Genomic DNA, 20,768 nt, shown 5'->3' with positions numbered 1-20,768 from the left:
CATATTCATTGAAATCAGCTCCTCTGCGAGATTTGGTCTTGCTCGGGATCTTTTTCTTGAATACTTCTCTAACCCTGATCACCTGGACTTGTTATTGCTTCATCATTTTCCTTGTTCCAGTGGTTTCTCAACATATTCATTGAAATCAGCTCCTCTGCGAGATTTGATCTTACTCGGGATCTTTTTTCTTGAATACTTCTCTAACCCTGATCACCTGGACTTGTTATCGCTTCATCATTTTCTGCGTTCCAGTGGTTTCTCATCATATTCATTGAAATCAGCTCCTCTGCGAGATTTGGTCTTGCTCGGGATCTTTTTCTTGAATACTTCTCTAACCCTGATCACCTGGACTTGTTATTGCTTCATCATTTTCTTTATTCCAGTGGTTTCTCATCATATTCATTGAAATCAGCTCCTCTGCGAGATTTGGTCTTGCTCGGGATCTTTTTCTTGAATACTTCTCTAACCCTGATCACCTGGACTTGTTATTGCTTCATCATTCTCTTTGTTCCACGAGTATTTGATTGTCAACATCATCAATCATCTCCTTAGGTACTATGAGAATGTTTGTCTTACATTCCTTTATTTACCCGGCTTGTTTCCTGATAAACCTATAATCCCAATTTTTTTACATTTTTTCGAATAGTTAGATTAAAACGTATGATAATTCAACGCACTATGCGGACCCTCACTGCAGGTGGGAGACTCCCAGCAGGAACATAGGTTAAAAGGAAGACCCTGCAGGCATTTACGCCAAGGAGGCTCCCGAAACGCCCCCTCGGAAAGCGAGTACCTGCCAGCTCTATCAAAAAGGCAGTTCATCATAGCTTTTTAATAAGATATTTATCGGCAGGGATTTTCTTAATAAACGGACTTGCCTCTCCTACTGTTATTAATGTAAGAGTATGCATCGCTCTTGTGCATGCCGTGTAAAATAGCTTTCGTTCAGATTCTCTCCCATATACTTCTTGCGAGGCGTTGCATATCACAACGGAATCAAACTCAATTCCTTTTGCCAGATAGGCTGGGATCACTACTACTCCTTTAGAATAAGAGGTCGCGTCCTGGTTCATAAGCTGGATATTAAGGGATGAACGGAGCATTTCGTATGCCTCTTCACTTTCACCTATGCTTTTGCAGATTATAGCAATCGTTTCAAAGCCCTTTATTTCTAAGTCCCGGACCGTCGATATAATATGCTGATATTGGTCCTCTTTAGCCGCAACCTGAATGACCTCAGGTTTTTCACCTTCTCTGTTAAAAGGGATGATTTGTTCTCCTTGATCAGCTAATGTCCTGGTAAACTCCACAATTTCACGGGTCGATCGATAGCTTCTTGTCAGGATGATTCTTTCTTCTTCCACGTTTCCATCTTCGTCCGATAACAGAGATTCAGATTCTTGTGAATGTGGATAGATAGCCTGATTTAAATCACCAAGCAATGTCATACTGGCCCCCCTAAAAAGCTCCTTTAAATAATCAAATTGGAAAGGGGAGTAATCCTGGAATTCATCAATAAAAATATGCCTTATATGTGTATAGGACTTTCTTCCAATCAGCTTATCCCTGAAATACAGAAACGGTGCCGCATCCTCCCATAACAGCTTTTTACGGCCGACTGCTGTTCTGGTAACCGAACTGACGATATCCCAGTTAACAGGCTTATGTTCTTCTATTGCAGGATGCTGTTCAGTAAAAAGGCGCAGATAGGTTTCAAGAATATGGAGGAAACCATATCGTTTTAGTCGTTTCTTTAAGGGGGTGAAATGCTGTTGAACAATTTTTTTTCGCAGCCTTTTTTCTTCCTGCTCACTTTCATCAAATGCTGCTTTCATCCTTCTGTTCTTCCGTTGCACTTCCCTATGAACTTCAAGGAAATCCTCCTTTTCAAGAAGCTGCATTTCCTCAAGCACCCATTCTTCCTCCCGCTCCTGCTTTTCGAAAAGGGAGATTCTTTTTAACAGCCATTCAGCAGTCAATCTCATTCGGTTAGAAATCGAAATATGGCGGTCCAGCCCATAAAAGTGAAGTTCAATTTCCGCTGCTGTAATAAGAACTCTGCCGCGAAAGCTGATATCTCTAAATATTAGGCCCTCATTACTAAGTATGGATAAATAACCAGCAATCAAGCTTTTAAATTCCAGACTTGATTTATAAGGGATGACGGATATTCTCTCCTGATCTTCACCGCTTAAAAAAGCTTCCATCTGCATAAAAGGATCCTCAAGTTCAAAAGCGGTACTTATTAAACTTTCCAGGAATTGTTTATAGGTGGTCTGTTTCATATTTTCTTCCCCCAGCTCCGGCAACACCGTAGATATATAGCTGTTAAAAAGGGGATTTGGAGAGAAAAGAATCATATTTTGAGAATTAAGGGTTTCTCTATGGGTATATAGCAGATAAGCTGCACGCTGGAGAGCTGCTGATGTTTTTCCGCTTCCTGCCACACCTTGAACGACTAGAACTTTGCTTTTTTCATTCCTGATAATCTGATTTTGCTCCTTCTGAATGGTAGCAACGATACTTTTCATTTTGGTGTTCGCCTGGTTTCCCAGTATTTCTTGAAGCAGCCGGTCACCGATGGTTATCCCCGTATCAAACAATCCTTTTATTTTGGCATTCTTAATGATGAACTGCCTTTTCAACTCAAGTTCTCCACTGATGGTACCATCCATAGTCTCGTATTGCGCAGGCCCTGGAGGAAAATCATAATAAAGACTGGAAATAGGAGCCCTCCAGTCATATATAAGGAAATTTTCTTCTTGTTCGTCCAGCAAGGATGCAATACCAATGTAGATGGTATCACTTGCTGTCTCGTTTTCTTCAAAAAAATCAATTCTCCCAAAGTAAGGAGAATCTTCAAGCCTTGCGAGCTTTTTCAATTTTTCGTACAGAAGGCCATGGCTCCGTTCACGCTCAGAAAGTAATTCTGCCTGCTGTTTTAGGCTGGCCTGAGTTTCGATTACATCATCTGGTTCATCGAGATTTACCGTAACATCTTCCCAGAAGGTCTCCCTAAGGCCAATGATCCCTTGCTTAAGGCCTGCCGCATTCTGTTTTAAGGTTTCCTGCTTTTTTTTAATTTGGCTGTGGACGAAATCTACGCGTTCCTGTTCCTTCTGCCATTCTAAATGGGTTTCATTCATACCATATTCCTCCCATTTTCATAAAATTATTTATTGACAAAGCGCTAACGTTTAAGATACAATTAAAATAAGGATATTTATATACTCAAAACATTTAAAAGCGCGGTCGATATTAATCATAACACGGTTAACGACCAATGGCTACTTTCAATGTACATATTTTTTAATATATGCTTTTTAAGCGAAATTTACCCCTGACCACGCGGATCAGGGGTTTTCTATTTTATATAATCCAAGTCAGGCATCTAGGCTGAATGATTCTGAATGTACCGGAGAAGTTCATACGCTTTGTCACCAGCAAGTCGTGCAAAGTCCTCCCAGATTTCATCACGCAAAAGATCAAGCTCCACTATTTTTTTCGCTAACTCTATCGCTTTTTCGTCCACCATAGCATTCTCACCTTTTTATAATGATTAACTGTTCTTCGTTTTAAGATTCTGTCCTCGCAAGATAAAATAATGATAATCTTTTTCCAGCTGCGAAAGAGTAAACGAGTTGATCTCTTGATCAGTAGGTTTATACACTCCTGCCTGAATTAGCTTTTGAATAATAAATTTCCTTTTCTTCTCAACAGCTTCTCTTAATAATGGCATTACCTCACTCCCCTTAATTAGTTTGTGTATGATCCTTATTTTATGCAGCCGTTAAGCTAATGTCTTCCATCATGTTAGATAACCTCCGTAATACTTTGATGTATGTAAGGTTTTCTAACAATATTCTGTCAAATTTATTTAACACATCTTATAATGATCATTACTACATGTGATGATTAGAGGAGTGTGTTATAGCGTGACGCTCGACCCATCTTATAAAACAAAAAAAGTAATCACGATCGGAATTGTAAGTGAATTAACGGGATTATCCGTCAGGCAAATTAGATATTATGAAGAACGGAAGTTAATTTTTCCCGAAAGAACAGAACGAGGGAGCAGAAAATTTTCCTTTGATGATGTAGAGCGATTGATGGACATCGCAGCTAAAAGAGAAGAAGGAGTACAGACTCACGAAATCCGCCAGGACTATATGAGAGAACTGAGAAAGGAAGAATACAAAAAAATCCGGCAGAAAATGCTGCAGGGGCAGATTAACGCTCAATTTGGCGTCAGCAAGAATAGGTAACTATTTATTAATCTCTTGCGGTATCATCAAAAGATTACTGCAAAGCTGCCGGCAGCAATGTTAAAAAAAATCCCCATGCAGACTCAGTCCGCATGGGGTTTTGGGGTAGGAATCATAGTAGCGATTTCAGCCCATTGTTATTTTTAGGAATAAGCGGTTCATTAAGAATTACCTGCTAATCGGATTAGTAGCCAAATCCTCCGCAGAAGCTAGCTCCAATGATGATAAGAAGAATAAACAATACGATCAATAAAGCAAACCCTGAACCAAACCCGTATCCTCCAACATTTCCAGACATAAAATATGCCTCCTTCAAAGATTTTATTAATAACCCGAAGGTTATTGCTGAGTCCATACATACTATGTAGCGATAGGCAGAAAGGTTTCTTTGCTGGGAAAAAGGGGCTTGGTTTTCTTTAGGTGAATTTTCCAACGGTGCTTACATCTGTATCGGGAGAGTTGCTGGATGCGGAGAAAGTAAAAGTCAGCCGGCTGACCGGCTGACTTTTACTTTTTTTATGCGTTTAAAAACTTAACGCATACAGGATACGGAACCGTTACATCTGATTGTAATACAGTTAGTTTTCCGCTAGTTTCGTCTCTTTCATAAAGCACAAGATTGCTCGATTCCTGATTGGAGGCAATCAGGAATTTCTCTGAAGGATCCAATACAAAATCCCTTGGCCATGAGCCTTCCGTTGAGGTATATTCGACTAATGTTAATTCAAAGCTTTCTTCATTAACTCTAAATACAGCTATGCTGTCATGCCCGCGGTTACCCGCATATACGAACCGGCCATCAGAGGAGACATGAATGGCGCTTCCCTGGCTGTTCTCATTGAAATCTGCAGGAATTGCAGATATATACTGTACCTCTTTGAACTCTCCTGTTTCCTGATTATAAGAAAGAACGATCACTTCATTGCTGAGTTCTGTCATCAGATAAGCAAACTTCCCATTAGGATGAAACGAAAGGTGTCTTGGACCACTGCCAGCTTTAACAGACAAACTGCTCACTTCGGAGAGGGTTCCGTCTTCTGCAAGCTGATAGGTTATTAATTTATCAATCCCCAGATCAATAACCGCTATATACTTTTGATCAGGTGTAAATCCGGAATAATGAGCATGAGGTTTTTCCTGTCTGTCCTTATTAGGACCTGAGCCTTCATGGGCAGCGACAGAAGATACAGGATTAAGGCTGCCATCATTATTTAACACGTAGGAATCCACTGTCCCATTATGGTAGTTTGCAGAGACAACGGCTGTCAGATCAGCATTTACATCCACGTGACATGGCGATGACCCATCCGATACTTCCTGATTGATGAGGCGGAGTGCACCAGTCTCTTCATTGACTGAATAAGCAGCCACGCCGCCCTTATCTCCAGCTTTAGCCACCGAATAGAGAAAACGGTTGTCCTTGCTTACATTTACATATGTAGGATTCCCAAGTTCAGCAGCTAAAGCCACATTACTCAACTTTTTAGCTTCAGTATCTAAAGAAAAAGAATAAATGCCCTGGCTGTCACCCTTAGTATATGTGCCAACATACCCAATAAAATTAGTCTTTGTCATATCGGAACTCCAATCTATAACGAATTTTGTCCATATTATAACATGTATTGATGGAAGGCATGAATGTGAAGCTTGTGCGAAACACTTATTAACAATTATGGATTATTGACAATCTATTTAATCGGCTCCCCCTCCTTGTATCGAACTGCTTGGTCGACTTCTCTGTTACAGACTCGATATTTTTTCGAATATGAAATTTATGTACTGTAAATGTATTTTCTATCGGCCAGCCAAGTAAAATTAATAAGTTTTAGACAAATTAGCAGGTTTTTAGTTTTATCTTAACTTTCTATGCTTTACTTTCAGCAGTTTAAGCTTATGTTTTGAAGGTTTATGCTTATCTGTTAGGGTTTTACGCTTATCTATTCAAGGTTTATGCTGATCTACTAAAAATCAATGCTTTATGTTTTCTGCCTTATGCTTATTCCGCAGCCTTAATGCTTATGAATCCTGCTCTTATGCTTATCCCCCCCAAGGATGCTGCAGAAAGTAAGCGGGCTATGTCGTTCAGATCTTCAAGCAGCCGCATTGACTTGCCATAAGCACTGAGCTAGTTTTGGATAGTTAACAAGAGTGGTATCACCCAGATTTAGAAGTATGTATGTATCAATCCCACGATTAAACAGGGTTGAATAAAATAAGGCTGCCGAGAATATCTCGACAGCCTTTACAGCCTTATCTAAAGTGCTAATTTTCTAGAAAACTACTAATTCGTACTCACTAAAGAGCTGCCTATTATGCCTCTCCCATCATCAGCCCTTCAATGGAGTGGCCTTGTACAATGACTTCAAGTTCATCAACAATACGACACATTAAGCGGCCTTTCAGGTCCTCTGGAAGGGTATCATAAAATTTCTTCGTAATTTGCAGGTCATGGCGCTCGTGATTGTTTGCTCCAGGGGCATCTACTCCTAGCACCAGTACAGGGCGTGCTTGATCAGAGTGATTAGCCGTTCCTCTATGGATGGTCAGTGCGGAACGTACCGAAATATCACCCATTTTAGGCATTTTTTGTTCAGCTCTTCCTTCATAACGGGAATAAAACTCTTTCGGAGGGAACATTTCATGTTCGAACTCGCTCGCATCATCCCATTGGGTCCCAGGCGCGATTTCAAAAGGCCCCATGTCCGGTTCTACGTCGACCGTAGTAACGTTGAAAGCAAGGGAGTTAAGCCTTCTGCCTTTAATTGTATCCTGGGGTGCAGGGAAGTCACGGTGCCAAGGCTGATTAACAGCACCCGGGTTAGGAACATCAAAGCCTATCTCGACAATTTTATATTCAGGACCCAGAACAGATTCGCAAACTGCTTTAACCCAAGGATGGGTAACAAGGTCTACAAAACCGCGGATATCTTCAGGATGGATTTCTACATAGTGGCGCTTAGGACCTCGTCCCACTGCCCCGCCCGGTCTTTTTAGGGCCTCTTCATAGAGACCTGCAATATCTTCACCGAGTTCTTTTACCCATTTGCGGTCAAAAGCTCCTTTTAAACCAGTAATCCCTGGGCCGTAAAGGGCCCCCATGATTTCTGCAGTATCGTATTTAAGTGAAGAGTTCAATGTGGTTTTACTCATCCTACATTCCTCCAATTATTCGGGTAATTTTAAGTCATGGCAGATAACCATTTGAAAGCGTTTTATTTTCTTAGTATAGCAGATCTATGAGAAAATTCTAACCGATACTGCAATAAAACCAGCGCGTAAGAACGCCAAATATTTTCTTTATGTTAGGCTCTTTTCTAAAAGATTGTTGTTTTTTAATAAGTTTCGTGAACTTACACTATTGTTAAACAGGTTGATTGGAACGTAAGGTGCGAGACTCCTTGATCCAGCTACAAGCTGAGACCCTCGAGTCATAAGCCAATCCGTCTATGGGGAGAAAAGCACTCCCCACAGCCGGCTTGTCTTATGCTTGTCGGGTCTCTGCCTGCCAAATTGTTTAGAATTTTATATCAATTGGGATTATCACTGAGCGTTTAATATTTATATGTTGGGCAGGCACCGCTTTCCGCTTTTCTGTGCGGGAGCAGCGGGACAGGTGAGACCCCACATGCGGAGCCGAGGAGGCACGGGCGCCCGCCCCTAAGGTCCGCGAGCATCCTGTAGTGGAAATCAACCCCCTTGTTCAATAACAACAAAGTTTGCGAAAACAGCCTTATGTTAATATACCTGATTAGGAGAAACGTAAAAAGGAGCTGCCTTCGCAGCTCCCCATTTTTATATACTAATATCCCGTTTCTGGAAAAACACGAAAGTCAGCGCCATAAAAATGGCATAGTAGACGGCCAGAATGGTTAGGGAAATTGGCAGGGTTATATCCCCTAATATCTTATCCTGCAAGGCATAAACCGTTAAATCGAGATGTGGAAAAATTAGATATTTAGCCCACTCATATTTATCTGCTAGAACAACAATTAATCCTCCAAGTGATGAAGAAAGAAACAGAACAAAGATTCCGATGCCAACTGCCAGTGCCTGACTTTTAAATAAAGTGGAGAGCATAAAGGCTATAGCCGTTATAATCAGCAGACTCGGAAGGTAGTAAGCAATCTTAAGGAAGAACTGAGGTCCGACTTCAGCTTCCTTATTTCCTTCTATAGCCATATCAAAGATCTTCGCTGTAAAGTCTCCGCTGCCGAATGTAACTAAACCAACAAGATATCCTGCCGCGATGAGCGTTGCTACTAGAATCAAGGAATAGATGATCAATGACAGATATTTAGAAAGAAGAATCGCCCATCTCTGATGCGGCCTGATTAACAGCTGCTTGATGGTCCCGTCCGCAAATTCTGAAGATACACTTGCACTGCATACTATCACTGCAAGCAGAGTAACCAGCGTAGTCATGCCATATACAACATCATTCATGAAATGCCAGTTGCTGACTGCATTTGGGTTCACATTTTCATCCAGATATTTTTGGTTCTGTTCAATTTGATTATTAATAAACTGTTTTTCTTCTCCTTTGGCAGCCTTCGCATCCTGCTGGAGCCCGGCTATTTCTGCCTTAACCCCAGACTGCCAATTTTCCTGAGGTTCGCCGGTTACTTTATTGTAGATGATACCGCCCACGATGACTGCTATTACTATGATAATCATATAAATCCAGCTGGATTTTTTTTGAAACATTTTCATAAGTTCATTACGGATTAATGAAATCACCTGCTTACGCCTCCCTTACTGCTTCTTTGTTCGTTATTTCTAAGAAGCGGTCTTCCAATGTAGCAGTAACCCTGCTAATCCCATATACATCTATATCGTTAGAGATCAATAGCTTATTGATCGTACTGATACCCGTTCTTTCTACATAGACGGAAAACTGTTCTTCTGAAATCACTTTAATTTTTGAAGCTGCCACTTGATTCTTCAGCACATCTGCCGCTTTTTTGCTGTCACTGACTTCAAACACAACTTCTGCTGCTTGATCCTCCTCCATCGTTTCTTTCATGGAAGATATATGGATCAGCCTGCCTTTTTCAATGATTGCAAATCGGTCGCACATCAGCTGCATTTCAGATAATAAATGAGAGGATACCAGAACGGAAATACCTTCACGGGCAAGAGAATGCAAGTAATCTCTGAATTCTCTGATTCCCTGCGGGTCCAATCCATTTGTAGGCTCATCCAAAATTAGCAGCGAAGGGTTATGCAGCAATGCCTGGGCCACACCAAGCCTCTGCCGCATTCCAAGTGAGTATGTCTTCACCTTTTGGTGGATAGCATCTTCTAGCTTCACTAATCTGGCAACTTCCTTAATCCGCTCATCTGAAACCTCTTTGATTGCCATATTCGCGTAATGCTTTAAATTTTTGTACCCGCTCATATATTTATAAAATTCCGGGTTTTCAACAATCGCACCTATCTCACTCATCGTTTCTTTAAACTGCTCATCTAGATTATTGCCGTTCACAATAACCGCTCCATTTGTCCGCTTGATCAAACTTACAATCATACGGATAATGGTCGTTTTCCCGGCTCCATTCGGACCTAGAAGACCGAAGATTTCTCCTTTATGCACGCTGAAGCTCACATCATCAACAATCCTTTTTTTGCCGATCACCTTGGTTAAGGACCGGACTTCTAATGCATTTACCGACATATGTTCCACCTCTTTCTAAAACATTCTGTTTCTATGCTCTAATCACACACCCATCATTATATACGAACAGGAAACCAATAAGTTACAAAGTTTTCCAATACCTATTAAATGTTTTATCATACACCATTAATATCCGTGTCATTTTTTTCAAAGCATAAATTAACGGTCCTGCCATCAGATCTGGTCCGGTGCTTTACTCCGGCGGGAACTGTATATACCTCCCCCGGTTTGAGAGAAACTGTCTCTTTGTGATCAAAATCAATATGAAGCTCTCCTTCAAGTACGATAAATAATTCATCTGTCTCATGATGGTGCCAGTGGAATTCCCCATCAATGACCGCCGCTCTTAAGACATGGTCATTCACTTCGGACACTATAAAATTTTTGTATTCCCTTATCTCTGAAACCAACTGAAATAGATTTTGCTTTCCTTGTGTATGATTCATTTTTTGCACCTCTCCATTATGTTTCGGCTTACGGCAATTAACCATTATGCCCCCTGCCTTTATCTTAGTTCTCTATTTCTTAGCGATAGTCCTTTAAAAATAAACTGCGTTCCAACTTAGTCCTTAATTTTCAAAGAGAGATGTATTAATTTTTTCGTCATGGAACCCCTATATTCTTGCTATAAAAAAAGACCTGCATTTATTACGCAAGTCTCAGTGGCTTATTTTCTTCTAACAAGCTGCAAGTTATATTTATATACTTCTTCAGCAGAAGACAGCTTATAACCTAAACTAGGATTAAAGTCTAAAATAATTTGATCATGCAGGAGCTTCCCGCTCTCCTTTGAAATCAGTACGGGAATGCCCTCTATCTCATAGAGATCATCATCCGGTCCCTTTTTATCAATTTTGAGGTTGTGCTCTGCATAGATGGAACAGCTCCCTACGTAAATAGCTTCTATCCTAATTCCTTCGTCTTCCTGAAAATCATATTTGCTTATTTCTGCAGCAGCAGCTGGTTTGATTACAATATTCATTATACTTCTCTCCCTTCCGTGATGATTACTATTTAATTACCCTTATTTAGACTGCTATACCATTTCTTTTTTTAAATGTATATGGATGCTTTCGCAAACTTTGTTGGTATTGAAGCAGGTAGTTGATTGGAACGTGAGGAGGCTCGCGGACCTTAGGGGCGGGCGCCTAAAGCCTCCTCGGCTACGCCTGGCGGGGTCTCACCTGGTCGAAAAGCGGAGGACGGTGCGCTTCAAGAAAAAGTCCATCCAAAAGCTGAATGATGATCTTTTTTTAAGTAGAGGGAAAACACTAAAAGAAAAGCTGACACCTGATAAAGAAGACTTGCTGACTGGCAAGCGACAGCGAAGACAGAAGCATAGTCGCCCTTATCACGCTCGAACGGCCACGTTTCTGTGGCCCCGCTTGGCTTGCACATCCTTGTGCATCGTGCGTTAGAAATGAGCTTTATTTAAAAGGCTGTTTTCTAAAGGATTATTGTTTTGCGAGATGTTTTCCCTTATCGAACCAGTTGATTGCAGTGGAAGGTGCGAGACTCCTGCGGGAGCAGCGGGACAGGTGAGACCCCACAGGCGATACGCCGAGGAGGCTCAGCGCCCGCCCCGCGGAAAGCGAGCACCTGTAACGGAAATCAACCTGCCATTAAAAAGCAACAAACTTTGCGAAAAGAGCCTATTAAAAAAACCACCCGGAATACTCCGAGTGGATACCGATCTGACTATTATCTGCCGTAATTTTGGTTTCCGTAGGGTGATATTCCCTGAGTTCCGCCATATCCCGGAGTACCTGTCTGAGGATATTGCTGGCGTCCTGCTTCTTGATTTCCTCCATACAGTGTACTTTGAGGAGAATTTACGTTAAAATCCATTCCCTGCTGGCTTCCTGTGAAGGTATAGTTTCCCTGTGCATTTTTTGTCTGTCCGGACATACCTGCATTTTGTCCTTGGCGGCCAAAATAGGTATTTTCTAATTCCTTACCGGTTGGCACATAGCTGTGAAGTAGTGTTTTTGCTGTCTCATTATTTAGCTCTGGCACTTGGTACATACCATTTTCGTTCATAAACAAGAACACTTCGTATGCCTGGTTTGCACAGTTAACTGAACAGTTTATCATAATTTTACGAAGGGTAGGATCGGCTATTTCCAATGCACCCCACATAGAATTCCTGGCAGCATTTTTGTGGCACAGCAGCATACCGATAGCAACCTCTTTGTCGCCAAGCTGGTTTAATGAAGACTCCGGTTGAAATGACGGCGGATTCTGAAGACCATAATTGATCTGCTGCGGTTCCATTCCTCTGATATTCGTATTTGGAGAAATCGGTGTAAATCGATTGTAATCGTGAGTATATGAAACAAGCTCATTATATGAACGAATTTCTTCCTGCTGATGACGGATGATCATATTCGTCAATTGTGGATTTTTTGCATGCTTCATATAAAAATTAAATTGATTAAGCATATTTACTTTTTCCATTAAACATTCATGTACTTCCATCGTTTCATGTGCACCGAATGGCATCTAATCACTCCTCAAATTTTCACTTACAAAGAGTAATATTTCCTTTGCCCGGCTCATTGATGTAAAAGAACCTCCATATCCCATTATGAACTTTCTTCAAGAATTGGCAGTAATATACATACCTCAACCCCATTTAGAAGAGACGCTGTCTAAGCTTGCCTTCCCAGCGTTGAATATTTTAAGCGCAGTCCCGCAGCAAGTATAAGATTGAAGCGGCTAAAACCACGATCCAGATATTATATAGGTCTTCCCAAATCCCTGTAAGGGAGAACAGTGCCGGCAGAGTCAGCGTTACCCAGGATTGGAGCATAGCCACTTTCCCGATAAATTCGTCTTACCGCTCTTCCTGTTCTCTCCTTTAATTGACAAACAATTTCTAAGAAAAATAAAAAAGCACTCCCTCCATGAAGGAGGGAAGCTTTTTTGAAAGTTTATAGGATAACGCTGACGATGACAGCTGACAGCACACTTACTAAAGTAGCGCCGTAAAGCAGTTTTAGCCCGAAACGAGCTACCACATTCCCCTGCTTTTCATTCAGTCCTTTAACGGCACCTGCTACGATTCCGATAGACGAGAAGTTCGCAAAAGATACAAGGAATACAGAGACAATTCCTAATGTCCGTTCACTGAATTGAGAGGCTGTTTTTGCTAAGTCCATCATGGCGACAAATTCGTTTGTGACAAGCTTTGTTGCCATAATTCCACCTGCCTGAACCGATTCAGCGAAAGGTACACCCATGATGATAGCAAATGGTGAGAATACATACCCAATAATCTGTTGGAATGAAATGCCGAACATCATATCAAACACGTTATTGATTGCCGCCATTAATGCTACAAATCCAAGCAGCATCGCTCCAACAATAATGGCTACCTTAAAACCATCTAATATATATTCTCCAAGCATTTCAAAAAAAGATTGTTTTTCTTCTTCAATTACTTCTAAAATATCTTCATCATCATTGACTGTATAGGGATTAATAATTGACGCAATAATAAATCCGCCAAATAAGTTAATCACTATAGCAGTTACTACATACTTTGGTTCTATCATAGTCATATAAGCACCAACAATGGACATGGAAACCGTGGACATTGCAGAGGCGCTTAGTGTATATAAACGATTAGGCGGCAGCTTGCCCAATTGTTTTTTTATAGTAATAAATACTTCAGATTGCCCTACAATGGCTGACGCAACTGCATTATAAGATTCCAATTTACCCATTCCGTTAATCTTGCTCAGCAGGAATCCGATCCATTTCATGATGAATGGAAGAATGCCAAAGTGCTGGAATATACCGATTAAAACAGAAATAAATACGATCGGCAGAAGGACATTTAAGAAAAATGGACTTTGCCCATCATTGGCAATGCCCCCAAAGACAAATTGGATACCCTCGCCGGCATATGCCAGCAGTTTTTCAAATACAGATGCGATGCCGTTTATGATAACGAATCCAAACTTCGTATTTAATAATAATGCTGATAATAGCAATTGGATAACGACCATTATAATAATAGGTTTATATTTGATCTGCTTACGGTTATTGCTTGCTAGAAAAGCTAAGCCAAAGACCACGAGCAGCCCTAAGATTGCCACTAAATATTTCATGCTGATCCCTCCACGTTGATGTATTGGTTCAATTCGGTTCTAGTAAGTAAGCTGTTTATTTGTGCATATCCCGGGGCCTCAAAATCCTTATGACCTTCAGAAACCGCCTTAAATACTGCCGTTCTTTCAGCACAATTTGTCAACCATAGGAAGCCTTTTCGATATTACACCCATGAAACACTTTTTGGCTTTTTGTCAGTATGGCAGCCCCTACTTGAAAACCAGAATAAGCAGTTTAGGCCTGTCTCCTGGCAGTGATGGCTTCATTTATTAATTGTTTGATCTCCATACTTCTTTAACCTCGCAAAAAACTGCCTAACCGACAGCTCCAAAGCTTCCCGGATAGGCATCTATTTTTTACTAGTTTTTAATAATCTGAACTGCTGATTTCGCCTTTAGCAATCGAAACACCTGAGCTGGCACCAATTCTGGTTGCCCCAGCCTGTACCATTTTCTTCGCGTCTTCAAGACCTCTGACTCCTCCGGAAGCTTTTACACCTATATCCGGTCCAACTGTTTTTCTCATTAAGGCGATATCTTCAGCCGTGGCGCCTCCAGTTGAAAAACCAGTTGAAGTTTTCACAAAATCCGCTCCTGCTTTTACAGCAAGCTCACAAGCTTTGATCTTTTCTTCTTCTGTTAAAAGAGCTGTTTCTATAATGACCTTTACTAAAGCCTTGTTTTTCGCAGCGTCCGTCACTGCTTTTATGTCGTGCTCTACTAACTCGTAGTTCTTATCCTTTAGAGCCCCGATATTAATAACCATATCCACTTCGTCTGCTCCATTTTCAATGGCATTAGACGTTTCAAATGCTTTCACTTCTGAAGTAGATGCTCCGAGAGGAAACCCGATCACTGTACAAACTTTTACTTCAGGCGCATCTTTTAATAGCTCGGCAGCCTCCTTAACCCAGACTGGATTAACGCAAACCGAAGCAAAGGAGTATTTCTTAGCTTCTGCTGCCAAAGTCACAATTTCTGACTCAGCAGCATTGGCTTTTAATAAAGTATGATCTATTAAACTAGTTATATTATTATTCATTTAAATCTTCCTTTCGATCTTTCAAATAAACCGCTTTCAGCTCTGCATGAATTACTATATATCAGAAGTGAACAAATGTAAATATACAATTGAACAAAAGTTAAACATTACTCAAAAAAAGACCCTCTATAGAAAGGTCTTGTTTCTCAGCTGTTTAATTTATCCAGCAGAAATTGCGCAGTTATTTGGTCCGTCACTAGGACGTTGGCAAACTCACCCTTTAATGCTCCATAAATGCCGTCAATTTTCTGTGCTCCCCCGGCAACCAGAATAGAATATTCCTTTTCTTTCAATTCTTCTAGATCAATTCCGAGAGTGCGCTCATTTAAGCTGTCATTGCAAATGTTACCTTTTTCATCATAAAATCGTGAACAAATGTCTCCAACTGCATGCTCAAAAATAGTTTGAAGATCTTCTTCTGAAAAATAATCCAGCTGAAACAATAGAGATTCCTGATTAATAGTTCCATTTGTAAAAACAGCAATATTGGAATTTTTGCCTAAATCAAGTATCTTTCTTATATGCCGGTCAGCTTCCATTGCTCTTTTCACGACTACATGATCCACAATTGCGGGGAGCGGAAGATTCATGGGAGAACTGTTGTAAGCCTTTCCAAATAAGTATAAAACTTCGGAAGCATACGTATTCGTTTCTGAATGGCTTACAGCCCCCTTCAATTGCACAACCTTAACATCCTTTACATGCTTTTGCTTTAGTTCTATTCCTACATGATAAAGAGTAGTCCCCCAGGTTACACCTATAATATCTCCATCCTTAACTATTTCGTCGAGGAAATTTGCAGCGGCCTCACCAAGATAATTTTTAATAATGGGGTTTTCATATTTGGGGACTGAAACAACTACCGCTTTTTTCAAATTGAATTTCCGCTCAAGATCTAACGACAATTTTTCAGTATCTGTGGCAGTATCTACAATTTTTATTTGGACAATTCCTTCACTTTTAGCAGTTTGGAGCAGCCGGGAAACAGTAGGTCTGGAAACACCAAGTTTTTTAGCAATGTCATTTTGATTATAATCAAGAAGGTAATATAATTTTGCAGCTTCTATTACTTTATTTAATTTTTCATACTCCAATGGAATCCCCCCTTTTTCATCATTTAATACTTTTTATCATATCAGATATTCATGATAAAATGAACAAATTTTCTGTTTTTGATTTTCCCGCTGATCATTTTTTCCGCAAATAAAATAAATTCCTATTTACTTACACAAAAACTAGCAATTATTGTAGTATCTATTTAGAGTTGTACCAAAGTATACAGCCTTCAAAAAAAAAGACTTTGAAAGGAAGTTCCTCTTGATTGAAACATTACTATTAAATTTCCTTTTTTTACTTTTTCCTGTTTTGATTTTCTTGATCTTCTTAGAAAATAGGCTTCAAAAATTCAACACATATATTCTTATAATACTATCCGCTGTCACTATGCTTTTGTGTATGGCATTTCCGATAAAATTGGAGATTGGATATATCATTGATCTCCGATACATTCCGTTTATTATTATCGCACTGTACGGTGGATACAAAAGGGCCCTTATATTATATGCAGTGCTTAATACTTATAGATTCTTTATTGGAGGAGAAGGCGTATATCATTCATTCATTTTCTCAACCGTTATATTTTCGTTAGTACCTTTATTAAGCCCATGGTTTAACAGACTGGGCGCCCGCAGCAGAATTATATGCGCTTCGCTCATTTCCCTATCTACTATGGTGCTTTACTTTTCATCCCTATCTTTTTATTACCAAGTATTAAACATTGAATTCTGGACTCTTGCTATTTATGGTTTAACCACTCATTTGCTTGTAATGGCAATTATCATGCTGCTAATTGAACAAATACTCGCGAATATGAAAGCTCGAGAAAAGTATTTGAACTCAGAAAGGCTGAACCTAATAAGTGAATTATCAGCAAGTGTTTCACACGAAATAAGAAATCCTTTAACAGTAACAAGCGGATTTTTACAGCTGTTAAATCAGTCAGTAACGATAACACAGGAAGAAAAAAAATATATCGAATATTCCCTGCAGGAATTAAAAAGGGCTGAAACAATTGTTAGTGACTTTTTGGCATTTGCCAAACCTCAATCAGAAAATATGATTTTTTCCAATCTTGAAGCAGAAATGGAATATACGAAAAACATTATTATTCCCTATGCAAATATGCATCAAGTTGAAGTAGAATACAGTTTCAACAATTCTTTATATATACATTATGACAAAAACCAACTTCAGCAATGCCTGATCAACTTATACAAAAATGGAATAGAAGCGATGAAAGAGAACGGCGGAATGCTGTTTATTAATGTGTACGAAGCAAATAAAAGCATAATAATCAAAATCAGAGATACCGGCATCGGAATGGACAAAGAAGAAATATCACGATTAGGCAGACCCTATTATTCAACTAAAACAGAAGGAACAGGTCTTGGCATGCTGATGGTTTACAGTACAGTTCATAAATTAAAAGGAACAATCGAAGTAGAGAGCGAAAAAAGAAAAGGAACTGTATTTACCATCTTCCTTCCTGTATAAGTGGAATCTGACTGCAGACCTGTATGAAATACTACCCGGATAACCGACTATATAAAAATAGTTCCGGGTGGTTTTTTTATATTAAGGGCTGTTTTCGCAAACTTTGATGTTAATTGAACTAGGGGTTGATTGGAACGTCGGCATGTTACAGGCTATGATTAGACTTGATTATACTTTCAGAATAACGGCTAAAGTGCACAAAAGTAATGTTTAGCATGAATAAGTTCACAGTTCACTTTAACGGAACTGCAAGTCCTTAATGAAAAAGCCTTGTAATTATACACGACTAAAACTCCTTATATTTAAGGATTTTCTCTATGGGAATATTTAATGTCGCAATTTCTCCTAACTCTAACTTATTGTAGAATAAGCCTAAAAAGGTCCGAGGTATCCAATGTTAAAAGGAAACTCTTATATTCTTGTTTTCTCTGTGCTTATCTTTCTATTGATACTTTTAGCTTCTAATACACTACTAATAATCAGGACTTTACTTATTGTCATGACAATTGGCTTTCTGTTTCCTATTATTAGAAAGACTCTGTTTAAAGATAAATTCAGGAAATTCAAAGTTGCATTCTATTCGTCACTGACTTTTACTAGTGGAATTATTCTAATCTCATTTCTTACCTCTATGAATAAAAGACAATTGTATAATTCGGATGGAGAGGTATTTCTTTTTATGATTGTTGTGCTTTTTTATAGTTTAATTGGAAATTTTGTTTATGGTTTACCTGTCTCATTAATGGCCGAATTTATATCAATGAAGTTTTTCAATGTTCGTTTCTGGTTATCTGGATTCATTCATATTGGATTTGGGCTGCTCACATACTTTATTTACCCAGGATTTTTTATACCTGCCATTATTAGCTCGATCATCTTTTTTGCTATTGATGAAATAACTAAAAAAAGTTCTACTGCTCATTGATTTGGAAATGGCTGCCGCAACATTTCTTCCTCAAAAAATAGTCACTTCTTTTTATCAGCTGCACAAAAACAATAGCCTCAGGAGCACCTGTTACTAAAAGTTATTACATCTACTAAAAATTGCACCAAATTATTCGCCTCTCATCTGACCCAGCCATCAGCCTACTCAGACAAATTGACCGTTATTAAAAAGAATTATTTGATACGTCCCTTTTACCTACACCCCTATTTTTATCTACGAATGTTTTTTGGATTTATCTCTTACGAAATCAGCAATAATTTTCAATATCAAAAACATAAAAACCGTAACTAAAAATGAGTATAGATAGTTCCAATTTTCTAATTTATACAATCCGAAGTAAACAAATGCAGGTATCCCAATGAAACACATTATTGCTGACAAAATAACAATCGTGACAAAATAAGGCCTCCACTTTGAAAAGTATTGATACGTCAAAGTCATAATCACGGGAACCACTGCAAAATCTACTGCATTAAAACGATGTGTAAAAACAAGGAATTGATGTGGGTAACTCCAAAAATCAAAAAAAGAGCCTATTTCATTCGCTAGACCAACAATTACAAAACCAACCACAAAAGTAAAAGATATTAACAACGTTCTATAACGGTCGATTAAGACAATGAACAGAATAAGAAATAATACGTTAATAATGAAGATACTCCACCACCCAGGACTAAACAAATCGTGATGAAGCCATATATCTGTTTGAAGTGAATGAAATTTACTACCCATTTTATCTATTTGGCTATACATAAATTTATCCCTCATTATTAAATGATAGCAACAGTATTATTTTGCATTTCTTTTTTTCTGCTATACTGTATTTCATAAATAATGTAATATTTGTAAAACCTGATCTGTTTTTCAAACAAGGAAAAGTGCGATGCCCTGTTAAAGCATCGCACCCGTTTGTTTAAGTAGAAATTTCACAATCTCTTGCTGCTATGCCTAATACTCTGTCACATTGATAAAGTCAACACTGGCACTTGCGACCTTCAAAAGGTAACTTGTGTACCTTATTCTTCCCCTGCCACATATGGTGAAGATACAAACATAAAGAAGAGTTACATACCGTATATTGTATGTTTTTAATGACTTGTACTAAAAAGTTAACTTCAAGTGTGTATTTTGTTAGGCGTTGACGCGTTCTTTTGGTAATATATTGCTATATAATTGGAAATGAGGAGCTTCCTTGAAATACCAATGCTTATGTAAAACCCCTTTCGAAATAATAGAAAAAATTATATTACTTCGCTCAGATCTAATTAATACAGGTTCAACAGAAGGCCTGTTAAGCCCAAATACAATTGCAATTAGTCAACAACTTGATGCTTGTCTTAATAAGTACGAAGTCTTTAAGAATCTTGAAACCAGCAATCGCAATCAAAAAACGCTGTCTAAGCAACCCATATTCAAGATATAATCCTATAGGAAATGAAATTGTCTATTGTTTTAGTTTCTTAAACCTACTAAATCCGGGTTTAAAAGCAGTTAAATGGAGTTGCCAGCAACCTGACATTTCATTGCCGATTTCATGGTTATTTACGCATATCCTGTTATTTCCGTCTAACCCATCTTTCCCACAACATCCGTTTAATCTAGTTTTATCATAATGATATTTAGAATTAATTAGGTCATTAACATTAATAACTATCCAGCCTTTTAAACGTTCCGGATAAATTTCAACTTTTAATTACAATATTTCTCAGTCTAGCTTCTTTTGTTCTTCATTCACAAATGCGTTCAAATGAGATATGGTAACTTTTTTCATTTACTAATTCTTTGTACCTCATTATTGTCACACTCAAATTATTCCTCTCTTTTCCCTTATCTATTTATCCTTTATTTTGAACCAGCATTCCTTTGAAGGAAGCAAAAAGGAGACTACCGCAGCAGCCTCCTTCTCAAACTAACGTACCAGTTAGTTGAAAAATATTAAATAGTTGCACGAACGATATAACGGGAAAATGTTATAGGTAAGCCATCCTCTGTTGCACTCTGCTCATAAATCTGCGATATTTCGGAGATGTTTTCTTTCTTTACTGTTTCATATAATTGTATAGCCTCTGTTTTGTTAATAGAGTCCACCTTTAATAAAACAAAAGTTCGTTTATCAAGGATGACTCAATGCTAAGTTGCTGAAAGTCGGGGTGAACAATTATAAGTGATGGGC

The 20,768-nt window shown here is 38.9% G+C and carries 17 protein-coding genes and 1 pseudogene; 3 read left to right on the top strand and 15 right to left on the bottom strand.

Annotated features, from left to right (window positions below; all coding sequences use genetic code 11):
- Positions 1-821: 821 nt before the first annotated feature.
- From helD to CUU66_RS15585, 3 genes are all read right to left on the bottom strand, one after another.
- Positions 822-3,146, bottom strand: coding sequence for an RNA polymerase recycling motor HelD (gene helD, locus CUU66_RS15590; RefSeq protein WP_101643768.1), 2,325 nt, complete (start codon positions 3,144-3,146; stop codon positions 822-824).
- Between the two features lie 245 nt (positions 3,147-3,391).
- Positions 3,392-3,535, bottom strand: a complete 144-nt coding sequence (locus CUU66_RS24270) for a hypothetical protein (RefSeq protein ID WP_180955305.1) — start codon at positions 3,533-3,535, stop codon at positions 3,392-3,394.
- A gap of 24 nt (positions 3,536-3,559) precedes the next feature.
- The gene (locus CUU66_RS15585) at positions 3,560-3,739 is read right to left on the bottom strand and encodes a Fur-regulated basic protein FbpA (protein ID WP_101643766.1); all 180 of its coding nucleotides are present in this window, start codon (positions 3,737-3,739) and stop codon (positions 3,560-3,562) included.
- 196 nt (positions 3,740-3,935) lie between these two features.
- Between CUU66_RS15585 and CUU66_RS15580 the strand changes: the two genes are divergently transcribed.
- Positions 3,936-4,265 carry a MerR family transcriptional regulator gene (locus tag CUU66_RS15580; RefSeq protein ID WP_101643765.1) on the top strand — a complete coding sequence of 110 codons (330 nt, stop codon included), beginning with the start codon at positions 3,936-3,938 and terminating at the stop codon, positions 4,263-4,265.
- A 184-nt stretch (positions 4,266-4,449) separates the two neighbouring features.
- Here the strand turns inward: CUU66_RS15580 and CUU66_RS15575 are convergent, their stop codons facing one another.
- The 12 genes and pseudogenes from CUU66_RS15575 to CUU66_RS15510 all read right to left on the bottom strand — a co-directional run bounded on the left by CUU66_RS15575 (position 4,450) and on the right by CUU66_RS15510 (position 16,190).
- Positions 4,450-4,563 (bottom strand): YjcZ family sporulation protein, encoded by a 114-nt coding sequence (locus CUU66_RS15575; protein ID WP_101643763.1) that lies wholly within the window; start codon positions 4,561-4,563, stop codon positions 4,450-4,452.
- 218 nt (positions 4,564-4,781) lie between these two features.
- Positions 4,782-5,840 (bottom strand): lactonase family protein, encoded by a 1,059-nt coding sequence (locus CUU66_RS15570; RefSeq protein ID WP_101643762.1) that lies wholly within the window; start codon positions 5,838-5,840, stop codon positions 4,782-4,784.
- Positions 5,841-6,575: 735 nt separating this feature from the next.
- Positions 6,576-7,415, bottom strand: a complete 840-nt coding sequence (locus CUU66_RS15560) for a phytanoyl-CoA dioxygenase family protein (RefSeq protein ID WP_101643758.1) — start codon at positions 7,413-7,415, stop codon at positions 6,576-6,578.
- 642 nt (positions 7,416-8,057) lie between these two features.
- Positions 8,058-9,002 carry an ABC transporter permease gene (locus CUU66_RS15555; protein ID WP_101643757.1) on the bottom strand — a complete coding sequence of 315 codons (945 nt, stop codon included), beginning with the start codon at positions 9,000-9,002 and terminating at the stop codon, positions 8,058-8,060.
- 4 nt (positions 9,003-9,006) lie between these two features.
- Positions 9,007-9,939, bottom strand: a complete 933-nt coding sequence (locus CUU66_RS15550) for an ABC transporter ATP-binding protein (RefSeq protein ID WP_101643755.1) — start codon at positions 9,937-9,939, stop codon at positions 9,007-9,009.
- A gap of 116 nt (positions 9,940-10,055) precedes the next feature.
- The gene (locus CUU66_RS15545) at positions 10,056-10,385 is read right to left on the bottom strand and encodes a cupin domain-containing protein (protein WP_101643783.1); all 330 of its coding nucleotides are present in this window, start codon (positions 10,383-10,385) and stop codon (positions 10,056-10,058) included.
- Positions 10,386-10,606: 221 nt separating this feature from the next.
- Positions 10,607-10,921 (bottom strand): iron-sulfur cluster biosynthesis family protein, encoded by a 315-nt coding sequence (locus tag CUU66_RS15540; protein ID WP_101643753.1) that lies wholly within the window; start codon positions 10,919-10,921, stop codon positions 10,607-10,609.
- Between the two features lie 719 nt (positions 10,922-11,640).
- A complete protein-coding gene (locus tag CUU66_RS15535) occupies positions 11,641-12,441 on the bottom strand; it encodes a spore coat protein (protein WP_101643751.1) in 801 nt (266 codons plus the stop codon).
- A gap of 431 nt (positions 12,442-12,872) precedes the next feature.
- Complete coding sequence (locus CUU66_RS15525) at positions 12,873-14,054, bottom strand: NupC/NupG family nucleoside CNT transporter (protein WP_101643748.1); 1,182 nt, start codon at positions 14,052-14,054, stop codon at positions 12,873-12,875.
- Positions 14,055-14,128: 74 nt separating this feature from the next.
- Positions 14,129-14,343 (bottom strand): annotated as a pseudogene (locus CUU66_RS24920) (cytidine deaminase); the annotation flags it as partial.
- A gap of 78 nt (positions 14,344-14,421) precedes the next feature.
- Positions 14,422-15,096, bottom strand: a complete 675-nt coding sequence (gene deoC, locus CUU66_RS15515; RefSeq protein ID WP_101643747.1) for a deoxyribose-phosphate aldolase — start codon at positions 15,094-15,096, stop codon at positions 14,422-14,424.
- Positions 15,097-15,242: 146 nt separating this feature from the next.
- On the bottom strand, positions 15,243-16,190 hold the full coding sequence (locus tag CUU66_RS15510; RefSeq protein ID WP_180955304.1) for a sugar-binding transcriptional regulator: 948 nt from the start codon (positions 16,188-16,190) through the stop codon (positions 15,243-15,245).
- A 223-nt stretch (positions 16,191-16,413) separates the two neighbouring features.
- Between CUU66_RS15510 and CUU66_RS15505 the strand changes: the two genes are divergently transcribed.
- Positions 16,414-17,649: a sensor histidine kinase gene (locus tag CUU66_RS15505; protein ID WP_101643743.1), complete on the top strand. Its 1,236-nt coding sequence runs from the start codon at positions 16,414-16,416 to the stop codon at positions 17,647-17,649.
- Positions 17,650-19,787: 2,138 nt separating this feature from the next.
- A complete protein-coding gene (locus CUU66_RS25455) occupies positions 19,788-20,018 on the top strand; it encodes an aspartyl-phosphate phosphatase Spo0E family protein (protein ID WP_101643736.1) in 231 nt (76 codons plus the stop codon).
- Positions 20,019-20,768 lie beyond the last annotated feature (750 nt).

It is taken from the genome of Peribacillus deserti (assembly GCF_002863585.1).
Classification (GTDB): domain Bacteria; phylum Bacillota; class Bacilli; order Bacillales; family DSM-1321; genus Paraperibacillus; species Paraperibacillus deserti_A.
Note: the sequence above shows the minus strand (reverse complement) of the source record. Positions and strands in the feature narration are given on the sequence as shown.